This window comes from Mycolicibacterium austroafricanum (assembly GCF_902705885.1).
Classification (GTDB): domain Bacteria; phylum Actinomycetota; class Actinomycetes; order Mycobacteriales; family Mycobacteriaceae; genus Mycobacterium; species Mycobacterium vanbaalenii_A.
In genome coordinates this window covers 26,037-44,240 of the sequence record NZ_CACSIP010000056.1, presented here as the reverse complement: position 1 = coordinate 44,240, position 18,204 = coordinate 26,037, and the positions used below count along the sequence as shown (strand labels likewise).

Here is an 18,204-nt window from a genome sequence, read left to right as displayed (position 1 = left end):
TTGGGGATAGCCTGATCCGGCTATCCCCAAGGTAGGTCCTCGTCGCCGAGGTGGCCCTCAACTCAATTCAGAGACGCTCACTCACCGCTGTCGGACTTGCCGTCGCCATCGGACTTGCCGTCGCTGTCGGAGTTGTTGTCGGCCCGCGACTTGGCGTTGCTGTCGGACTTGTCGTCATCGGACTTCTTGTCTCGGTCCGTCGCGCCGTCGTCTGACTCGTCGGTGGCGTCCGCGCTGTCGCCTGACTCGTCGTCGGTGGCGTCCTCGGTCTCGCCTGACTCGTCGTCGGTGGCGTCCTCGGTCGCCTGAGTTGAGTCCTCGGTGTCGCCGGTGGCCGTATCGGTATCGTCGGTGACCTCATCCTCGACCTCGTCGTGGACCACGATCCCCGAAGCGTCGCCCTCGGGATCGGGGGCAGACACCTTCTCGGACACCACGGGATCGACGTCGAGCGTGATCGAGTCGCTGCTGAGGGCGACGTCGGTCGATGACACCGCTGTCAGCGGGGCAGGTGTCTCGAGCGTGGTCTCAGTTGTGGATTCCGGTCGCTGAAGATTGAGCGCCCGGGCGATCTCCCTGGGTATCTGGACGAAGAAGAAATCCAAGGTGCCTGTCGGGGAGAAGAGCCCCGGGAAGTTCCGTCCGGGACCGTCTGGCGGGAAGGGGCTGTCGGGATCATCGACGAAAGCCGGGACGTACCCGTTGAGGAAGGCGTTTGTGATCTTGGCGGGCGCGTTGAGGATCTCGCTTGCCAGGGTGACGAAGTCGCCGGACAACAGCGCTTCCCGCGCGCGGTCGAGAATCTCCACGGTCTGGAAGATCGCAGTGACGCCAGGAGCGAACAGCGCTCGACCGAGGTTGCCGATCACGCCACGGGAGAGCAGGCCGGCTCCGTAGCCGGGTCCGGCGGTGCCTTCGTCCATCCACGACGTGCCGAGAATGCGCGCGAGGGGGTCGAGCCCGATGGACTCCAGGAAATCTCCGGGGACCCTCAGCGCATCGAGCAGTCCCGCTCGCCCGGTCGAAAGAGCGTCTACCAGAAACCAGTTGTTGATCTGGCCATAGGCCGCGAGGAACTGCCCCTGGGCAAGGTAGCCCAACGAGGTGAGAAGGGCAGCGGGCAGTTTGGAGAACGCTTCTGACGAGGCCGAGGACAGCGCCTCGATACCTGCTCCGATGCGACCGCCATAGGTGAACGGGAACATCAGCGTCTCGCTCAGGATGGACAGCGGGTTCGTCAGGGAAGACATCACCACGTCGACGATTTCGGCGTGCAGGGCCGGGTTGCCCAATGACTCTCCCAGCGCCGTCATCTGTTCCACGATGTTGTGGCCCAGACCGCCGGTCGTGGTGAGCGTGTTCGAAATTGTTGTCCCCCATAGGGCCAATGGGTTCTCGAACGCCGAGAGCTCGACCGCTGCCGGGTGGGCATCGGGCAGAGCGGGCGTGGCGGGCATGACCGTTACCGGCGTGATGGCGAGCGCGCTCGCGGTGACGACGGCCGCACCGGCCAGCGCGAACTTGTTGCGCCGGTCAGCCCATGGTGAGCGACCCGGCTCGTCGTAGTCGCATGCCACCGAGCCGGCACGAAGTTGTTGTTGCACAGCATCTCCTGTAGTCGCTGAGTATCTCCCTGTGAGACGCCTGGATATTAGCTGAGGATTACCTAAGTGCCAATAGGTTTGCCTAACCTAATTTATGATGGCCAGGAGTTTCGCCGTTCGGACTCGTACGGCGGCGGCCGGGTTCCGGCGGCAGTGGCGAATTTGCCCCGCTACTCGCCCGGTTTCACCGCAGTGAAGGGGTCGGCGATGTTCAACTGCCCGGCGATATCGGGGGTCAGCCGGGCTGGGGGAGCGGCGTGTCCATGTCGAACACCCGTGCGTGCAGCACGGTCCTGTTGCGCAGCGCCGCCTGCACGGCCCGGTGCAGGCCGTCTTCGAGGTAGACACTGCCGCGCCACCGGACCGCGTGGGGGAACAGGTCACCGTAGAAGGTGGAGTCCTCCGAGAGCAGTCGGTCCAGCGCGAGCACGGTGGTCGTCATCACCAACTCGTCGAGGCGGATCTGGCGCGGCGGGATCTGGGCCCACTGCCGGTGCGACAGCCCGTGGTCGGGGTAGGGCCTGCCATCACGGACTCCCTTGAAGATCATCGACGTGCCTTCGCTGCCCTTGCCCCCGCAATATTCGACCGTCTGCCAGGTTAACCCCTGCCTGGCGGGCGCGTCGGGTTGCTCCGCGGAGTGGACTCGCCGCTGGTCACCGTAAACTGAACGTCGACCGGTACGGCCGACGAGAGGTGGGTGAACAATGGGTAGCGCTGACGATCGTCGATTCGAGGTGCTGCGCGCGATCGTTGCCGACTTCGTCTCGACCAAGGAGCCCATCGGTTCCAAGTCCCTGGTCGAGCGTCACAACCTTGGGGTGTCGAGCGCGACGGTGCGCAACGACATGGCGGTGCTGGAGGCGGAGGGATACATCGCCCAGCCGCACACCAGCTCGGGCCGGGTGCCCACCGAGAAGGGCTACCGCGAGTTCGTCGACCGGCTCGACAACGTCAAACCGATGTCCAGCGCGGAGCGGCGCGCGATCCTGAAGTTCCTGGAGTCCGGGGTCGATCTGGACGACGTGCTGCGCCGTGCGGTGCGACTGCTCGCCCAGCTGACCCGCCAGGTCGCGATCGTGCAGTACCCGACGCTGTCGACGTCGTCGGTGCGGCATCTGGAGGTGGTGGCGCTGACGCCGGCGCGGCTGCTGCTGGTGGTGATCACCGACTCCGGCCGGGTGGACCAGCGGATCGTCGAGCTGGGCGACGGCATCGACGACGTCGAGCTGTCCCAGCTGCGCGACCTCCTCGGGCAGGCGCTGGAGGGCAAGCCCCTGGCCGCCGCCTCCATCGCGGTCTCCGATCTGGCCTCACAGCTCAACGGCCAGGGTCGCCTCGCCAATGCGGTCGGCAGGTCGGCGACCGTTCTGGTGGAGTCGCTGGTCGAACACAGCGAGGAGCGGCTGATGTTGGGCGGCACTGCCAACCTCACCCGCAACACCGCGGATTTCGGGGGTTCGCTGCGCTCGGTCCTCGAAGCGCTCGAGGAGCAGGTCGTGGTACTGCGGCTGCTCGCCGCGCAGCAGGAGGCGGGTAAGGTCACCGTCCGGATCGGTCATGAAACAGAGGCCGAACAGATGGCCGGCACCTCGGTGGTCAGCACGGCATACGGTAGTTCGGGCAAGGTGTTCGGCGGCATGGGTGTGGTGGGTCCCACTCGGATGGACTATCCGGGAACCATCGCCAACGTCGCCGCGGTTGCTCTCTATATTGGCGAGGTCCTAGGTAGCCGCTGATCGGTGTTCGTTTCGGACAGATCAGCGGGTGGGAAAGGTTGAGCGTGGCACGCGACTATTACGGGCTGCTCGGGTTGAGCAGCGGTGCGAGTGACTCGGAGATCAAGCGCGCCTATCGCAAGCTCGCTCGCGAGCTGCACCCCGACGTCAATCCCGACGAGGCCGCGCAGGCCCGGTTCAAGGAGATCAGCGTCGCTTACGAGGTGCTCAGCGATCCGGAGAAGCGCCGGATCGTCGATCTCGGTGGCGATCCGATGGAATCCGCGGCCGCCGGCGGCGGTGGCTTCTCCGGGTTCGGCGGTCTCGGGGACGTGTTCGAGGCGTTCTTCGGCGGCGGTGCCGCCTCGCGCGGGCCGACCGGGCGGGTTCGTCCCGGTTCCGACTCGTTGCTGCGGATGCGGCTGGACCTCGAGGAGTGCGCGACCGGGGTGACCAAACAGGTGACGGTCGACACCGCGGTGCTCTGCGACCTGTGCCAGGGCAAGGGCACCCACGGCAACTCCACTCCGGTGTCCTGTGACACCTGCGGCGGACGGGGCGAGATCCAGACCGTGCAGCGCTCCCTGCTGGGACAGGTGATGACCTCTCGTCCCTGTCCGGTGTGCGGTGGCGTCGGCGAGGTCATCCCGGACCCGTGCAATCGGTGCGCCGGGGACGGTCGGGTGCGTGCCCGCCGCGACATCAGCGTCAAGATCCCCGCCGGGGCGGGGGACGGGATGCGGGTGCGGCTGGCCGCGCAGGGCGAGGTCGGGCCCGGCGGCGGACCCGCAGGCGACCTGTACGTCGAGGTCCACGAGAAGCCACACGACGTGTTCGTCCGCGACGGTGACGACCTGCACTGCACGATCTCGGTGCCGATGGTCGACGCGGCGCTGGGCACCTCGGTCACCGTCGACGCGATCATCGACGGCCCCATCGAGATCACCGTCGGCGCCGGGACCCAACCCGGCTCGGTCACCACGCTGCGCGGCCACGGCATGCCGCACCTGCGCTCCGGTGTCCGCGGCAATCTGCACGCCCACATCGACGTCGTGGTTCCGTCGCGGCTCGACCACGACGACATCGAGCTGTTGCGGGCCTTCAAGGAGCGCACCAAAGGCATCGCCGAGGTGCGCACCGCCCACAGCAACAACTCGTCGCACGGCGGCGGTCTGTTCAACCGGCTGCGCGAAACGTTTACCGGCCGCTAGCGCGCAGTGCGCAGTCTCTTCTACGTCCACGCGGTGCCCCCGGTCGGTGACCTCGCCGTCGTCGACGGCGACGAGGGCTTCCACGCTGCCAACGTGCGCCGAACCCGCCCTGGGGAACATCTCGACCTGAGCGACGGCGCGGGCGCCCTCGCGCACTGCGTCGTCGAGGACGTCGCGAAGGGTCGGCTGTCGGCCCGGGTGCAGGAGCGTCACCAGGTGCAGCGTCCGGTTCCGGAGATCACCGTGGTGCAGGCATTGCCCAAATCCGAGCGCTCCGAGCTCGCCGTCGAACTCGCCACGGAGGTGGGAGCCGACGCGTTCGTGGCGTGGCAGGCGTCGCGATGTGTGGCTCGGTGGGACGGACCTGCAAAGGTCGAGAAGGGCCTGCGGCGCTGGCGGGCGGTGGCGCGCTCGGCCGCTCGGCAGTCCCGCCGGCCCTACATTCCCGCCGTCGACGGTGTGGTGTCGACCGCCGAACTCGTCGACCGGGTGCGTGCCGCCGAGCCGGCCACGGTGCTGGTGCTGCACGAGTCGGCCGCCGGCCCCCTCACCGAGGTGGCGCTGGCACAGGCGGAGGCGCTGACCCTGGTCGTCGGGCCCGAAGGCGGCATCGCCGACGCCGAGCTGGCGGAGCTGACGGAGGCCGGCGCGGTCGCGGTCCGGTTGGGGCCGACGGTGTTACGGACGTCGACGGCCGCCGCGGTGGCGCTGGGTGCGCTCGGAGTGCTGACGCAACGTTGGCACTGACCACACCCCCGGGGGGTAGCTGCCTCGCCCACCTTTAGATAGGTTAGCCTTCCCTTCTGAATGACCCAGATGAAGCACCCGAGGGCGAAGGACTTCTGATTCTCACCCGTTTGGCACGAGCGTGGATACCGCTCGTCTTGGTGGTCGTGCTCGCTGTCGGCGCGTTCAGCGTGTGGCGGATCCGCGGCATTTTCGGCTCCCAGCAGCTGCCCACGTATGCGGGGAGCATAACCGAGGACTCCAACAAGTCCGACCCGAAGATCGTGCGATACGAGGTCTGGGGGGAATCGGGCGCGGTCGCCGACATCAACTACGTCGACGCCGAGGGCGACCCCAACCAGCTTGTGGGTGCCGCCCTGCCGTGGTCGATCGACATCGAGACCGACTCCCCGGCGATGTCGGGAAACATCGTGGCGCAGGGAAACGGCGACTTCATCGGATGTCGGATCACTGCCGACGGAGAAGTCAAGGACGAACGCACCATCAGTAACGTCAGCGCCTACATCTACTGCTTCACGAAGGCGGCGTGATGACCGTCGCCGGCAACCGCAGCGAGGAGCTGCGCCGCCCGAGGTTCCTCGCGCAGTGGATCCGACGGTTGGCGATCCCCATCATCGTGGGTTGGACGCTTCTGCTTGTTGCCCTGAACGTGCTCGTGCCTCAACTGGAGGTCGTCGCTGCCGAGAATTCGGTCTCGATGAGCCCGAGTAATGCGCCGTCGATGCAGGCCATGGCCGACATGGGCCGGCTCTTCGAGGAGGCCGACTCGGATTCGATCGCGTTGATCGTGCTGGAGAGCGAGAACGAGAAACCCCTCGGTGACGATGCGCACGACTACTACGACGGCCTGATCGCCAGCCTGCAAGGCGCCGACGATCATGTTCGCAACATCCAGGACATGTGGGGTGACCCGCTGACCGAGGCGGCCGCGCAGAGCTCGGACGGCCGAGCGGCGTACGCGACGCTGAACCTCGCCGGCAACATGGGCGAGGCCGAGTCGAACGAGGCCGTAGCAGCGGTCCGGGACATCGTCGCCAATTCACCACCGCCGCCCGGGGTGCGGGTGCATGTCACCGGGCCGGCGCCATTGACCGCCGACGTCAACATCGCCGGTGAGCGCAGCATGGCGCTCGTGCTGATGGTCACCTTCGTGGTGATCACCGTGCTGCTGTTGTTCTTCTACCGCTCGATCTCGACCGTGCTGCTGCTGCTGGCGGTGGTTCTGGTCCAGTTGGGGCTGGCACGAAGTGTCGTCGCTGCGCTGGCCCACTACGAGTTGATCGGTCTGTCGACGTTCGCGACCAACCTGTTGATCTCGCTGGCTGTGGCGGCGGGCACCGACTACGCGATCTTCCTCGTCGGCCGTTATCAGGAGGCCCGAACCTCCGGCGCCACCCATGAAGAGGCCTACTACGAGATGTTCCACGGCACGGCGCCCGTCGTGCTGGGGTCCGGTCTGACCATTGCCGGTGCGATGTTCTGCCTGTCGTTCACGCGCATGCCCTACTTCCAGAGCATGGGGGTGCCGTGCGGGGTGGGCACTCTGGCCGGGATGGCCGTCGCGCTCACCCTCGGACCGGCCGTCGTGACCGTCGGCAGCCGGTTCGGTCTCCTCGAGCCCAAGCGCGCCATGCGGATCCGCGCCTGGCGTCGTGTCGGCACCACGGTGGTCCGCTGGCCCGGGCCGATACTCGTGGCGTCGCTGGCGTTGTCCTTCATCGGGTTGGCCGCGCTGCCGGGCTACCAGACCAGCTACGACGACACCCGCTATATCCCGGAGTCCATTCCGGCCAATGCCGGGTTGGAGGCTGCGACCGAACACTTCTCGCTGTCCCGGATGAGCCCGGAGATCCTCCTCGTCGAGGCCGACCACGACCTGCGCAACCCGACCGACTTCCTGGTATTGGACCGCCTCGCCAAGCGGGTCTTCGGGGTCGAGGGCGTCGCACGCGTGCAGGCCCCGACCCGTCCGGACGGTGCGCCGATCCAGAACACCTCGATCCCGTTCCTGATCAGCATGCAGGGCGTCGGTCAGCAGCAGAACATGAAGCTGATGCAGGACCGGATGGCGGACATGCGTGTCCAGGCCGACGACCTGGGCCGCACGATCGGGACGATGCACACCATGTACGGGCTGATGACGCAGTTGTCGAACGTCACCACGGTGATGATCGACGACTTCACCGAGATGCAGCAGACGGTGCATCAGGTCCGCGACATGATCGCCAACTTCGATGACCAGTTCCGTCCGATCCGCAACTACTTCTACTGGGAACCGCACTGCTACAACATCCCGATGTGCTGGACGTTCCGGTCGCTGTTCGATTCGATGGACGGCATCAGCACCATGACCGACTCGTTCGACAAGGCGCTGGTGAACATGGAGACGATGCGGACGTTGTTGCCGCAGATGCTCGCGACGTTCCCGCCGATGATCGAGACCATGGAGAGCATGCGTCACATGATGTTGACCACCTACGCCACCATGGGCGGCTTCTACGATCAGATGGACGAGATGAGCGAGAACTCCACGGCGATGGGGAAGTCGTTCGATGCGGCCAGAAACGACGACTCCTTTTATCTGCCGCCGGAAGTGTTCGACAACAAGGACTTCCAACAGGCGATGGAGAGTTTCTTCTCGCCCGACGGCAAGACGGTGCGAATGCTGGTCTCCCACCGCGGCGACCCGACCGAACCCGAGGCGCTTGCCCGGGTCGAACCGATCAAGGTCGCGGCGATCGAAGCGTTGAAGGGCACCCCGCTGGAAGACGCCACGATCCAGCTCGCGGGTACCGCGGCGACGTTCAAGGACATGTCGGACGGGTCCCGTTACGACATGATGATCGCCGTCCTCGCCGCGCTGAGCCTGGTGCTGATGGTCATGCTGCTGCTGACCCGCAGCCTGGTTGCCTCGCTGGTCATCGTCGGTACCGTGATGCTCTCGCTGGGCGCGTCGTTCGGGGTCTCGGTGTTGATCTGGCAGCACATCATCGGCATCGAGCTGCACTGGATGGTGCTGGTGATGTCGATCATCGCGCTCATCGCCGTCGGGTCGGACTACAACCTGTTGCTGGTCTCGCGGTTCAAGGAGGAGATCGACGCGGGTATCAAGACCGGCATCATCCGCGCGATCGGCGGCACCGGCAGCGTGGTGACGCTGGCGGGGGTGGTCTTCGCGCTGACGATGGCCTCCATGGTGGTCAGTGACCTGCGGGTGATCGCGCAGGTCGGCACCACGATCGGACTGGGCCTGCTGTTCGACACGTTTGTGGTGCGGGCGTTCATGATGCCGTCGATCGCCACGCTGCTGGGCCGGTGGTTCTGGTGGCCGGTGGTGGTTCGCGAACGGCCGTTGCGGCCGCCTGGGCCGCGGCCGGTGCAGACGACGGAGCCGACGCCGGTCGGGCCGCCGCCCTGAGCGTTGGGACGTGACGGTCGGCGGCGCTAAACTGAGTTTTCGATTCGGGTCGAGACACAGGAAGCAGGCAGAAAACCACACGTGAGCCCCCGCGAGACGAACGCCGCCTCGGACACGCCTGAGCCGTCGGTCCGCAGCAGCATGACTGTTCCGCCCGACCTCATCGTGGGCCTGCTCGGTTCCTCCGATGAGAACCTGCGTGCCCTGGAGAATCTTCTCAGCGCCGACATCCATGCCCGCGGAAACGCGATCACGGTCTCCGGCGAACCTGCCGACGTCGCGCTGGCCGAGCGGGCGATCTCGGAACTGATCGAGGTCGTCTCCAGTGGCCAGACGCTGACACCGGATGCGGTGCGCCACAGCGTGGCCATGCTGACGGGCACGGTCGACGAGTCGCCGGCCGAGGTGCTGACCCTGGACATCCTGTCGCGGCGCGGCAAGACGATCCGCCCCAAGACGCTGAACCAGAAGCGCTACGTGGACGCGATCGACGCGCACACCATCGTGTTCGGCATCGGTCCGGCCGGCACCGGCAAGACGTACCTGGCGATGGCCAAGGCCGTCAACGCGTTGCAGACCAAGCAGGTCAGCCGGATCATCCTGACCCGCCCGGCGGTGGAAGCCGGTGAGCGCCTTGGCTTTCTGCCCGGCACCCTGAGCGAGAAGATCGACCCCTACCTGCGTCCGCTCTACGACGCGCTGCACGACATGATGGATCCCGAGCTGATCCCGAAGCTGATGAGCGCCGGGGTCATCGAGGTGGCGCCGCTTGCGTACATGCGTGGCAGAACCCTTTCGGATGCGTTCATCATCCTCGACGAGGCGCAGAACACCACCGCAGAGCAGATGAAGATGTTCCTCACCCGGCTCGGCTTCGACTCCAAAATCGTTGTGACAGGCGATATCACGCAGGTCGACCTGCCCGGTGGCGCCGCGTCCGGCCTGCGCGCGGCGATGCGCATCCTCGACGGGATCGATGACATCCACTTCGCCGAACTCACCAGCGCCGACGTGGTCCGCCACCGCCTGGTGGGCGAGATCGTGGACGCCTACGCCAGATCCGAGGAGCCGACCCTGATGAACCGTGCGCAGCGGCGTTCGACCAGTACGGGCAGACCGAGGCGGTAGCAGAGCTCCCCATGAGTATCGAGGTTGCCAACGAATCGGGCATCGACGTCTCCGAGCAGGAACTGATCAGCGTCGCCCAGTTCGTCATCCGCAAGATGGACGTCAATCCGGCCGCGGAGCTGTCGATGGTGCTGCTCGACACCGCGGCGATGGCCGACCTGCACATGCGGTGGATGGACCTGCCGGGCCCGACCGATGTGATGAGTTTCCCGATGGACGAACTCGAACCCGGCGGCCGGCCCGATGCGCCGGAGTCCGGGCCGTCGATGCTCGGCGACATCGTGCTGTGTCCCGAGTTCGCCGCCAAGCAGGCCGCGGACGCCGGGCACACGCTGGGTCAGGAATTGGCGTTGCTCACGGTCCACGGTGTCCTGCACCTGCTGGGCTACGACCACGCCGAGCCTGACGAGGAAAAAGAGATGTTCTCACTGCAGCGCCAATTGCTCGAAGAGTGGGTGGCCGACCAGGTCGAGGCCTACTACCAGGACCGGCAGGTCGAGAAGGACCGCCGGCTCGTGGACAGATCCCGACTGTTCGACGAACCGTGAGCCCCGTCGGTCAGCTGATCAGCGCCATCGTGCTGGTCGCCTTCGGTGGGCTTTTCGCGGCGATCGATGCCGCGCTGAGCACCGTGTCGATGGCGCGGGTCGAGGAACTCGTCCGCGACGAACGCCCGGGTGCTGTGCGGCTGGCCGCGGTGATGCTCGAACGGCCCCGTTACATCAACCTCATCGTGCTGCTGCGCATCACCTGCGAGGTCAGCGCCACGGTGCTGCTGGCGGCCTACCTCGACGGCGGTCTCGGCGTGACGTGGGGACTGGTCGCCGCCGCCGCAATCATGGTGGTGGTCAGCTTCGTGGCGATCGGCGTCGGACCCCGCACGGTGGGCAGACAGAACGCCTACACCATCGCATTGCTGACAGCCCTTCCGCTGCAGGCGATCTCGGTGCTGCTGCTCCCGGTCAGCCGACTGCTGGTGTTGATCGGCAACGCGCTGACCCCGGGCCGGGGTTTCCGCAACGGACCGTTCTCGTCGGAGATCGAGCTGCGCGAGGTGGTCGACATGGCCCAGCAGCGCGGGGTGGTGGCTGACGACGAACGCCGGATGATCCAGTCGGTGTTCGAGCTTGGGGACACCCCCGCGCGTGAGGTGATGGTGCCGCGCACCGAGATGGTGTGGATCGAAGGGGACAAGACCGCCGGTCAGGCGACCTCGCTGGCGGTGCTCAGCGGGCATTCCCGGATCCCGGTGATCGGCGAGAACGTCGACGACGTCGTCGGCGTGGTGTATCTGAAGGACCTGGTGCAGCGCACCTACCACTCGATCAACGGCGGTCGTGACACGTCGGTGTCGGAGGTGATGCGCAAACCGGTGTTCGTGCCCGACTCCAAACCACTGGACGCGCTGCTGCGGGAGATGCAGCGCGACCGGGTGCACATGGTGCTGCTGGTCGACGAGTACGGCGCGATCGCCGGTCTGGTGACGATCGAAGACGTGCTCGAGGAGATCGTCGGCGAGATCGCCGACGAATACGACACCGACGAGGTGGCGCCGATTGAAGATCTGGGGGACCTGTCCTACCGGGTGTCGGCGCGGCTGCCGATCGAAGACCTCAGCGAGCTCTACGACGTCGAGTTCGACGAGGACCTCGACGTCGACACCGTCGGGGGTCTGGTCGCGCTCGAGCTCGGACGGGTGCCGCTGCCCGGCGCCGAGGTGACATGGGACGGGCTGCGGTTGCGCGCCGAAGGTGGCCCCGACCCGCGTGGGCGGGTCCGGATCGGCACTGTGCTGGTCAGCCCGGTCGCACCGGATCCCGACGACGATGACGACGGAGAAGAACGCCGATGACCGAGCTGGATCCCGAAGACGCGAAGCTGGTGGTGCTGGCCCGCGGCGCGATGGCAAGGGCCGAGACCGCGACCGGTGCGGCGGTGCGCGACGCCGACGGCCGCACCTACGCGGGTGCCCCGGTCGCGCTGGCGGCTCTGGAGTTGACCGCGCTGCAAGCCGCTGTCGCCGCCGCGGTGGCCAGTGGCGCAACCGGTCTGGAAGCGGCCGTGCTCGCAGGTGGATCGGCTGACGACCCCGGCGTCGCCGCGGTCCGCGAGCTCTTCGGCGATGCCGTGATCATCGTGACCGACCGGGCCGGCGCGGTGCTCGCGTGACCGCCGAGTGTGCACACAGATCGCGATTTCGGCCTGCGGGACACTCTCACCGCACACTAGGGACGGTGAGATGACCGAGTTCCGTTCCGGCTTCGTGTGTTTCGTCGGCAGGCCGAACACCGGAAAGTCCACGCTGACCAACGCCTTGGTGGGCACCAAGGTGGCGATCACGTCGAACCGGCCGCAGACCACCCGGCACACCATCCGCGGCATCGTGCACCGCGACGACTTCCAGATCGTGCTGGTTGACACCCCGGGCCTGCACCGCCCCCGGACACTTCTCGGGCAGCGCCTCAATGACCTGGTCAAAGGCACCTACTCGGAGGTCGACGTGATCGGGTTGTGCATCCCTGCCGACGAGAAGATCGGGCCGGGGGACCGGTGGATCCTCGAGCAGATCCGCGCGGTCGCACCGAGGACCACGCTGGTGGTGGTCGTCACGAAGATGGACAAGGTGTCCAAGGAGCAGGTCGCCGCGCAGCTGATGGCCGTCAGCGAGTTCGTCGGCGCGGAGGAGGGGTCGGGCACCAGTCCCGACACCGAGATCGTCCCGGTGTCGGCGACGTCCGGGGAGCAGCTCGACGTGCTGGTCGACGTGCTGGTCGCGCAGCTGCCGCCGGGCCCGGCGTTCTACCCCGACGGCGAACTCACCGACGAACCCGAGGAAACCCTGATCGCGGAACTGATCCGGGAGGCGGCACTCGAAGGGGTCCGCGACGAGTTACCGCATTCGCTGGCCGTGGTCATCGAAGAGATGGAGTTGCGGCCGGGCCGCCCGGAGGACCAGCCCCTCATCGACGTGCACGCCGTCCTCTTCGTCGAGCGCGACTCCCAGAAGGGCATCGTGATCGGCAAGGGCGGCGAGCGTCTTCGCGCGGTGGGCACCGCAGCCCGCACGCAGATCGAGAAACTGCTGGGCACCAAGGTCTATCTGGACCTGCGGGTCAAGATCGCGAAGAACTGGCAGCGAGATCCCAAGCAGCTCGGGCGGCTCGGCTTCTAGGAACTAGCCCGGCTGACCGTAGACCGCCACCACGACGGAGCGGTCCCAGATGTTCTCCGACCACACCCCGATCTCGGTGTTGGCGCAGTTCGACATGATGGCCATGTAGTCCGGTCGGTAATACCACTGGTTCATGATCTCGACGCCGCTGATGGCCAACGCCGGGTTGATCGCCACGGTCTCGGCGACCGTGCCCACGAACCCTGCGCGGTTCGCCCGGTCCTGCACAGTCGACCCGTCGGAGCCGATGTCGCCGCCCAGGGCGCGGTTGTGGAGCACATCGTTGGTGTGCCACTGCGCGGCCAGCTGAAGCTGGGGGTTGATCTTGATCTCGGTCTCGCAGTCGTTGCGATGCTGGATCGTGTAGACGTTGACCACCACGCTCTCGTTGAGCCGTCGGTTGTCGGCCTGGGCGGCGGGGGTGCCGACGATCGCGGCGCCCACGAGCGCCACCGCGGGTAGAGCGCGCACGAGCTTGCTGCTGGTCACAGCGGGGACTTTACGCGACCTCGTCGGCGATCGAGGGCGGAGCGGACAGATTCGCGGCAGGGTCGGGCGCGATCTGGGGACGCGGTTCCCACCAGATCTGCGGTTGCCGCGCCGCCCAGCCGTTGATCGCCTCCAGTGCGGCGGCCAGTGACACCAGCAGGGGTTCGCTGTGCGCCGGGCCCATCAGCTGCACCCCGATCGGTAGGCCGTCGGATGTGAACCCGGCAGGCACGTTGATCGACGGCCAGCCGAGTAGATTCCACGGCCACGTCGCCGGGCAGGCGCGGATCATCGCGCGGTCGGTGGCCAGTCCGCTGAGCTGGTCGAACGCCTCCACTTTCGGTGGGGGCTGGGCGGTGGTGGGCGCGAGCACCACGTCGGCGAGGTTGAAGATCCAGCCGACCCGCCGCTGCGAGGCCGATTCGTGTGCTCGGGCTTTGCGCAGGATGTGCTGGGACAGCAGCTGACCCATCCGGGCGTTGGACCGGGTGCGCTTGTCCAACGTGACGCCGTAGCCCAGCCGCTCGACCCACTCCGGGATGCCCGCGGTGGAGCGGGCCAGGAAGTTCCATGACATCCGCAGGTCGTAGTCCGGATCGGCCGCGACGATGGTGTGGCCGAGCTGTTCGAGCTGACCGGCCACGGCTTCCAGCGCGGTCTTGATCTCGGGGTGAAGGGTGGGCCGGAACCCGGCGAACGCGAACTTGGTGGACAGCGCGATCCGCAGTGGTCCCGGCGCACGCGACACGTAGTCCGACGCCTCGATCCGGGGCGGCTTGTGCAGGTCGCCGGCGGCGTTGCCGGAGGCGGCGTCGAGCACCAGCGCGGCATCGGCCACGGTGCGGGCCAACACCCCGTTGACGGTGATGCCGTTGAACGCCTCGGGCAGCGGCCAGGTGGAGATCCGGCCCCGCTGCGGCTTGATGCCGACGAGATGGGTCCAGGCCGCCGGGATGCGGACGCTTCCCGCACCGTCGGACCCGATCGCAGCGGCCACCAGGCCGGCCGCGACCGCGGCGGCACTGCCGCCGGACGAGCCGCCCGGGGTGTGCTCTCGCGACCAGGGGTTACGGGTGTGGCCGAAGCCGGGACCGCTGGTGAACGGCCACTGACCCAACTCGCAGGTGTTGGTCTTACCGACGATCACGGCGCCTGCGGCACGCAGCCGCCGGACCACCTCGGAGTCCGCCTCGGCGACCCGTACCCGGCCCTCGGTGCCGAACCGGGTGGGCACGCCGGCGACGTCGACGTCGTCTTTGACCGCGATCGGGATGCCCAGCAACGGGAACCGCGAAATGTCCTGGCCCGCCTCGCGTTTACGGTCGGCGGCGGCGGCGTCGGCGATGGCCTGATCGGTGAGCACCACCCGGAAAGCGTTCAGTGTGTCCTGGCTCGCCTCGATGGCCTCCAGCGATCTGCGTACCAGCTCGCCGGACGTGCAACTCCCACTCGCCAGCTGATAGAGCTGGTGAGTCAGGGTGGGGAACCTGGCGGCGGGGCGATCACGGCGGGGAGGAGTCTTGACCATCACTTACGAGAGTATCGGCGCTGCGGACCGGTTTTAGTCGGTTGGCAATGCAAGACTGGCCGAATGCGTCTGTACCGGGATCGTGCGGTGGTGTTACGCCAGCACAAGCTCGGCGAAGCCGACCGTATCGTGAGCCTGCTCACCCGCGATCACGGTTTGGTGCGGGCGGTGGCCAAGGGCGTGCGGCGTACCCGAAGCAAGTTCGGGGCGAGGCTGGAACCGTTCGCGCACATCGATGTTCAGCTGCATCCGGGCCGCAATCTCGACATCGTCACCCAGGTCCAGGCGATCGACGCGTTCGCCTCTGACATCGTCTCCGACTACGGCCGCTACACCTGTGCCTGCGCGGTGCTCGAAACCGCCGAGCGGCTCGCGGGGGAGGAGCGCGCCCCGGCGCCTGCGCTGCACCGGCTGACCGTGGCGGCGCTGCGTGCGGTCGCCGACGGCAACCGTCCCCGCGAACTGGTGCTGGACGCCTACCTGCTGCGGGCGATGGGCATCACCGGGTGGGCCCCGGCGTTGACCGAGTGCGCCCGGTGCGCGACGCCCGGCCCGCACCGGGCGTTCCACGTCGCGGCGGGCGGGAGTGTGTGCGTGCACTGCCGGCCGTCCGGGTCGGTGACACCGCCGCAAGCCGTGCTGGACCTGATGGTCGCGCTCCACGACGGTGACTGGGAGCACGCGCAGGCGTCCGAGTCGCAGCACCGCAGCCAGGCCAGCGGGCTCGTCGCCGCGCACCTGCAGTGGCATCTGGAGCGGCAGCTTCGGACGTTGCCGCTGGTCGAACGTGTGTACCGGGCTGACCGGATGAGCAGTAGGGGTATCGGGCAGGATGAAGCACATGGCCACCAAGCGGACGGGGAAGAACCGCTACCCGCAGCTGCCCCCGGCGCCTGACGACTACCCCAGCTTCCCGGACAAGTCGAGCTGGCCGGTCGTCTTTCCGGAGCTGCCGCCGCGCACCAACGGCAAATTCGCCCGCCCGCCGCAGCACACGTCCAAGGCCGCCGCCCCGCAGATCCCGGCCGACCAGGTGCCCAGCCACGTCGCTGTGGTGATGGACGGCAACGGACGGTGGGCCACCCAGCGCGGGTTGCACCGCACCGAGGGGCACAAGATGGGCGAGGCGGTGCTCATCGACATCACCTGCGGCGCCATCGAGATCGGCGTCAAGCACCTGACGGTGTACGCGTTCTCCACCGAGAACTGGAAGCGCAGTACCGAGGAAGTCCGATTCCTGATGGGCTTCAACCGCGAGGTGGTGCGTCGGCGACGCGAGAACCTCAACGACATGGGCGTGCGGATGCGCTGGGTCGGTTCCCGGCCCCGGATGTGGCGCAGCGTCATCAAGGAATTCGACATCGCCGAGCAGATGACCGTCGACAACGACGTCATCACCATCAACTACTGCGTGAACTACGGCGGTCGCACCGAGATCGTGGAGGCGGCGCGTCAACTCGCGCAGGAAGCGGTGGACGGCAAGATCAACCCCGGCCGGATCAGCGAGGCGGCCTTCGCCAAGCACCTGCACCGCTCCGACATCCCCGACGTCGACCTGTTCATCCGCACCTCAGGCGAACAGCGGGCGAGCAACTTCCTGCTGTGGCAGGCGGCCTACGCCGAATACGTCTTCCAGGACAAGCTGTGGCCCGACTACGACCGCCGGGATCTGTGGGCTGCGTGCGAGGAGTACGTCCACCGCAACCGGCGCTTCGGTAGGGCGTGACGGTCTGATGGAGTTGCACGACCGGCTCGCCGCTGTCCTCGCGGAGATTCTGCCCGTCCAGCACGAGGACGACGGAGCCCTGACGGTGCAGCATGACGATACCTTCGCGTCGCTGCGGGTGGTGCCGATCGCCCAGGACCTCGAGCTGGTGTCGCTCACCCAGGTGTTGGCGTGGGATCTGCCGCTGGACAGCAAGATCCGCGCCCGGGTCGCCAAGCATGCCCACGACACCCTGCTCGGCACGGTGTCGCTGGTGGAGAAGGTCGGTGCCCAGGTAGGCCCCGAGAAGGGCCGTTCCAAGAAGACCGGTGACGTGCTGCTGCGCTACAACTTCCCGGCCGCGGGCCTGACCGACGACGCGCTGCGCACGCTGATCCTGATGGTGCTGGCCACCGGCACCGATGTACGTCGCGCGCTGGTCGTGTGACGGTGCGGCCCGACTAGGGTCGCGGGTATGCGTACAACGGTGGTCATTGTCGGCGTGGTGGTCACCCTCGCCGGTCTCCTGTTCTTCTTCCAAGGTCTCGGGGCGGTGTCGGGGAGCCCGATGAGCAACACCACCACCTGGACCGTTCTCGGGCCGATCATCGCGATCGTCGGCGTGATCGTCGCCGTCGCCGGGTGGCGGGGCCTCAAGCGTTAGTTGTCCGCCACCGCGGCGCATTTGCGGCACAGCCCGAAGATCTCGATGGTGTGGCTGACCTCGGTGAAGCCGTGTTCGCGGGCGATCTCGGCGGCCCACTTCTCGACGTGTCCGCCCTGGATCTCGATGGTCGATCCGCAGGCCCGGCAGACCAGGTGGTGGTGGTGGTGCTCCGAGCACAGCCGGTACACCGACTCGCCGGTGTCGGTGCGCAACGTGTCGACGGCCCCGGTCGCGGCCATCTGCTGCAGCGTGCGGTACACGGTGGTCAGGCCGATGCCCTCGCCACGGCGGCGCAATTCGTCGTGCAACTCCTGCGCCGAACGGAAGTCGTCGAGGTTCTCCAGTAACGCGGAGATGGCCGCGCGCTGGCGCGTCGCCCGGATGGCGCCCGTCATCGCTGCTCCTCCCCGGCATGGCTGACAGCGGCGACGACGATGTCAGCCAGGTGGTGATCGACCAAGCGGTACAACACTTCCCGGCCTGACCGCGCCCCGTCGACCACACCGGCAGCCTTGAGGATCCGCAGATGCTGGCTGACCAGCGGCTGTGGGAGGTGCAGGGCATCCACCAGTTCGTGGACACAGCGGGCATCTTCGCGCAGTTGCAACACGATGGCGATGCGCACCGGTGCGCCCAGTGCGCGCAGCAGGTCGCCCGCGGTGTCCAGTACTTCGCGTGGCGGCAGGTCGGGGGGCGGCGTGCCTGCTTCCAGGGCCGGGTCGTGCGCGTCCGGCGAATCAGGCATAGTGGAAACGGTTTTCATTTGATGCCACGATACATGCGCGACTGCGCATGTCAACCAGCAGGGGTGCCCTCG

Annotated in this window: 20 protein-coding genes; 14 read left to right on the top strand and 6 right to left on the bottom strand. The window is 67.3% G+C overall.

Features of this window, described 5'->3' with window-relative positions:
• Nucleotides 1-77 precede the first annotated feature (77 nt).
• Both BEMPMBAN_RS28465 and BEMPMBAN_RS28460 read right to left on the bottom strand, forming a co-directional pair.
• Complete coding sequence (locus BEMPMBAN_RS28465; RefSeq protein ID WP_159234837.1) at nucleotides 78-1,604, bottom strand: hypothetical protein; 1,527 nt, start codon at nucleotides 1,602-1,604, stop codon at nucleotides 78-80.
• A 235-nt stretch (nucleotides 1,605-1,839) separates the two neighbouring features.
• Nucleotides 1,840-2,154, bottom strand: a complete 315-nt coding sequence (locus tag BEMPMBAN_RS28460) for a type II toxin-antitoxin system VapB family antitoxin (RefSeq protein WP_159234836.1) — start codon at nucleotides 2,152-2,154, stop codon at nucleotides 1,840-1,842.
• A 157-nt stretch (nucleotides 2,155-2,311) separates the two neighbouring features.
• On the opposite strand from BEMPMBAN_RS28460, the gene hrcA reads away from it, so the two are divergent.
• The 10 genes from hrcA to era all read left to right on the top strand — a co-directional run bounded on the left by hrcA (nucleotide 2,312) and on the right by era (nucleotide 12,998).
• A complete protein-coding gene (gene hrcA, locus BEMPMBAN_RS28455; RefSeq protein ID WP_159234835.1) occupies nucleotides 2,312-3,343 on the top strand; it encodes a heat-inducible transcriptional repressor HrcA in 1,032 nt (343 codons plus the stop codon).
• 44 nt (nucleotides 3,344-3,387) lie between these two features.
• The gene (gene dnaJ, locus BEMPMBAN_RS28450; RefSeq protein ID WP_159234834.1) at nucleotides 3,388-4,533 is read left to right on the top strand and encodes a molecular chaperone DnaJ; all 1,146 of its coding nucleotides are present in this window, start codon (nucleotides 3,388-3,390) and stop codon (nucleotides 4,531-4,533) included.
• A 6-nt stretch (nucleotides 4,534-4,539) separates the two neighbouring features.
• Entirely contained in the window at nucleotides 4,540-5,280 is a 741-nt protein-coding gene (locus tag BEMPMBAN_RS28445) for a 16S rRNA (uracil(1498)-N(3))-methyltransferase (protein WP_159234833.1), read from the top strand.
• 110 nt (nucleotides 5,281-5,390) lie between these two features.
• Nucleotides 5,391-5,810, top strand: coding sequence for an MmpS family transport accessory protein (locus tag BEMPMBAN_RS28440; protein WP_159234832.1), 420 nt, complete (start codon nucleotides 5,391-5,393; stop codon nucleotides 5,808-5,810).
• Nucleotides 5,810-8,698: an MMPL/RND family transporter gene (locus BEMPMBAN_RS28435; RefSeq protein ID WP_159234831.1), complete on the top strand. Its 2,889-nt coding sequence runs from the start codon at nucleotides 5,810-5,812 to the stop codon at nucleotides 8,696-8,698. The genes BEMPMBAN_RS28440 and BEMPMBAN_RS28435 overlap by 1 nt, the downstream gene beginning before the upstream one ends.
• 81 nt (nucleotides 8,699-8,779) lie before the next feature.
• Nucleotides 8,780-9,826 carry a PhoH family protein gene (locus tag BEMPMBAN_RS28430; protein WP_159234830.1) on the top strand — a complete coding sequence of 349 codons (1,047 nt, stop codon included), beginning with the start codon at nucleotides 8,780-8,782 and terminating at the stop codon, nucleotides 9,824-9,826.
• 11 nt (nucleotides 9,827-9,837) lie between these two features.
• A complete protein-coding gene (gene ybeY, locus BEMPMBAN_RS28425; protein WP_159234829.1) occupies nucleotides 9,838-10,374 on the top strand; it encodes an rRNA maturation RNase YbeY in 537 nt (178 codons plus the stop codon).
• Nucleotides 10,371-11,678 carry a hemolysin family protein gene (locus BEMPMBAN_RS28420; RefSeq protein ID WP_159234828.1) on the top strand — a complete coding sequence of 436 codons (1,308 nt, stop codon included), beginning with the start codon at nucleotides 10,371-10,373 and terminating at the stop codon, nucleotides 11,676-11,678. The genes ybeY and BEMPMBAN_RS28420 overlap by 4 nt, the downstream gene beginning before the upstream one ends.
• Nucleotides 11,675-11,995 carry a cytidine deaminase-like protein gene (locus BEMPMBAN_RS28415; protein ID WP_159234827.1) on the top strand — a complete coding sequence of 107 codons (321 nt, stop codon included), beginning with the start codon at nucleotides 11,675-11,677 and terminating at the stop codon, nucleotides 11,993-11,995. Before BEMPMBAN_RS28420 ends, BEMPMBAN_RS28415 begins: the two co-directional genes overlap by 4 nt.
• A gap of 70 nt (nucleotides 11,996-12,065) precedes the next feature.
• Nucleotides 12,066-12,998 carry a GTPase Era gene (gene era, locus BEMPMBAN_RS28410; RefSeq protein WP_159234826.1) on the top strand — a complete coding sequence of 311 codons (933 nt, stop codon included), beginning with the start codon at nucleotides 12,066-12,068 and terminating at the stop codon, nucleotides 12,996-12,998.
• A 3-nt stretch (nucleotides 12,999-13,001) separates the two neighbouring features.
• On the opposite strand, the gene BEMPMBAN_RS28405 is transcribed toward era, so the two are convergent.
• Together BEMPMBAN_RS28405 and BEMPMBAN_RS28400 are read right to left on the bottom strand one after the other, a co-directional pair.
• Complete coding sequence (locus BEMPMBAN_RS28405) at nucleotides 13,002-13,487, bottom strand: CAP domain-containing protein (protein ID WP_159234825.1); 486 nt, start codon at nucleotides 13,485-13,487, stop codon at nucleotides 13,002-13,004.
• A 10-nt stretch (nucleotides 13,488-13,497) separates the two neighbouring features.
• Nucleotides 13,498-15,015 carry an amidase gene (locus BEMPMBAN_RS28400; protein WP_159234824.1) on the bottom strand — a complete coding sequence of 506 codons (1,518 nt, stop codon included), beginning with the start codon at nucleotides 15,013-15,015 and terminating at the stop codon, nucleotides 13,498-13,500.
• A 63-nt stretch (nucleotides 15,016-15,078) separates the two neighbouring features.
• Between BEMPMBAN_RS28400 and recO the strand changes: the two genes are divergently transcribed.
• From recO to BEMPMBAN_RS28380, 4 genes are read left to right on the top strand one after another with little or no spacing between them, the layout of a single operon-like run.
• A complete protein-coding gene (gene recO, locus BEMPMBAN_RS28395) occupies nucleotides 15,079-15,912 on the top strand; it encodes a DNA repair protein RecO (RefSeq protein WP_159234823.1) in 834 nt (277 codons plus the stop codon).
• A complete protein-coding gene (locus tag BEMPMBAN_RS28390) occupies nucleotides 15,857-16,741 on the top strand; it encodes a decaprenyl diphosphate synthase (protein ID WP_159234822.1) in 885 nt (294 codons plus the stop codon). The genes recO and BEMPMBAN_RS28390 overlap by 56 nt, the downstream gene beginning before the upstream one ends.
• 7 nt (nucleotides 16,742-16,748) lie before the next feature.
• The gene (locus tag BEMPMBAN_RS28385) at nucleotides 16,749-17,168 is read left to right on the top strand and encodes a hypothetical protein (protein ID WP_159234821.1); all 420 of its coding nucleotides are present in this window, start codon (nucleotides 16,749-16,751) and stop codon (nucleotides 17,166-17,168) included.
• Nucleotides 17,169-17,195: 27 nt separating this feature from the next.
• Nucleotides 17,196-17,384, top strand: a complete 189-nt coding sequence (locus tag BEMPMBAN_RS28380; protein ID WP_159234820.1) for a hypothetical protein — start codon at nucleotides 17,196-17,198, stop codon at nucleotides 17,382-17,384.
• Here the strand turns inward: BEMPMBAN_RS28380 and BEMPMBAN_RS28375 are convergent.
• Together BEMPMBAN_RS28375 and BEMPMBAN_RS28370 are read right to left on the bottom strand one after the other, a co-directional pair.
• The gene (locus BEMPMBAN_RS28375; RefSeq protein WP_159234819.1) at nucleotides 17,381-17,782 is read right to left on the bottom strand and encodes a Fur family transcriptional regulator; all 402 of its coding nucleotides are present in this window, start codon (nucleotides 17,780-17,782) and stop codon (nucleotides 17,381-17,383) included. The genes BEMPMBAN_RS28380 and BEMPMBAN_RS28375 overlap by 4 nt on opposite strands.
• Nucleotides 17,779-18,150 (bottom strand): ArsR/SmtB family transcription factor, encoded by a 372-nt coding sequence (locus tag BEMPMBAN_RS28370; RefSeq protein WP_159234818.1) that lies wholly within the window; start codon nucleotides 18,148-18,150, stop codon nucleotides 17,779-17,781. Before BEMPMBAN_RS28370 ends, BEMPMBAN_RS28375 begins: the two co-directional genes overlap by 4 nt.
• Between the last annotated feature and the right edge of the window lie 54 nt (nucleotides 18,151-18,204).

What these genes read in the sequence shown, in the direction of transcription:
- BEMPMBAN_RS28460 (WP_159234836.1), bottom strand. Translation starts at nt 2,154, where the DNA reads ATGATCTTCAAGGGAGTCCGTGATGGCAGGCCCTACCCCGACCACGGG.
- hrcA (WP_159234835.1), top strand. Translation starts at nt 2,312, where the DNA reads ATGGGTAGCGCTGACGATCGTCGATTCGAGGTGCTGCGCGCGATCGTT.
- BEMPMBAN_RS28435 (WP_159234831.1), top strand. Translation starts at nt 5,810, where the DNA reads ATGACCGTCGCCGGCAACCGCAGCGAGGAGCTGCGCCGCCCGAGGTTC.
- ybeY (WP_159234829.1), top strand. Translation starts at nt 9,838, where the DNA reads ATGAGTATCGAGGTTGCCAACGAATCGGGCATCGACGTCTCCGAGCAG.
- BEMPMBAN_RS28415 (WP_159234827.1), top strand. Translation starts at nt 11,675, where the DNA reads ATGACCGAGCTGGATCCCGAAGACGCGAAGCTGGTGGTGCTGGCCCGC.
- era (WP_159234826.1), top strand. Translation starts at nt 12,066, where the DNA reads ATGACCGAGTTCCGTTCCGGCTTCGTGTGTTTCGTCGGCAGGCCGAAC.
- BEMPMBAN_RS28400 (WP_159234824.1), bottom strand. Translation starts at nt 15,015, where the DNA reads ATGGTCAAGACTCCTCCCCGCCGTGATCGCCCCGCCGCCAGGTTCCCC.
- recO (WP_159234823.1), top strand. Translation starts at nt 15,079, where the DNA reads ATGCGTCTGTACCGGGATCGTGCGGTGGTGTTACGCCAGCACAAGCTC.
- BEMPMBAN_RS28390 (WP_159234822.1), top strand. Translation starts at nt 15,857, where the DNA reads ATGGCCACCAAGCGGACGGGGAAGAACCGCTACCCGCAGCTGCCCCCG.
- BEMPMBAN_RS28385 (WP_159234821.1), top strand. Translation starts at nt 16,749, where the DNA reads ATGGAGTTGCACGACCGGCTCGCCGCTGTCCTCGCGGAGATTCTGCCC.
- BEMPMBAN_RS28380 (WP_159234820.1), top strand. Translation starts at nt 17,196, where the DNA reads ATGCGTACAACGGTGGTCATTGTCGGCGTGGTGGTCACCCTCGCCGGT.
- BEMPMBAN_RS28375 (WP_159234819.1), bottom strand. Translation starts at nt 17,782, where the DNA reads ATGACGGGCGCCATCCGGGCGACGCGCCAGCGCGCGGCCATCTCCGCG.
- BEMPMBAN_RS28370 (WP_159234818.1), bottom strand. Translation starts at nt 18,150, where the DNA reads ATGAAAACCGTTTCCACTATGCCTGATTCGCCGGACGCGCACGACCCG.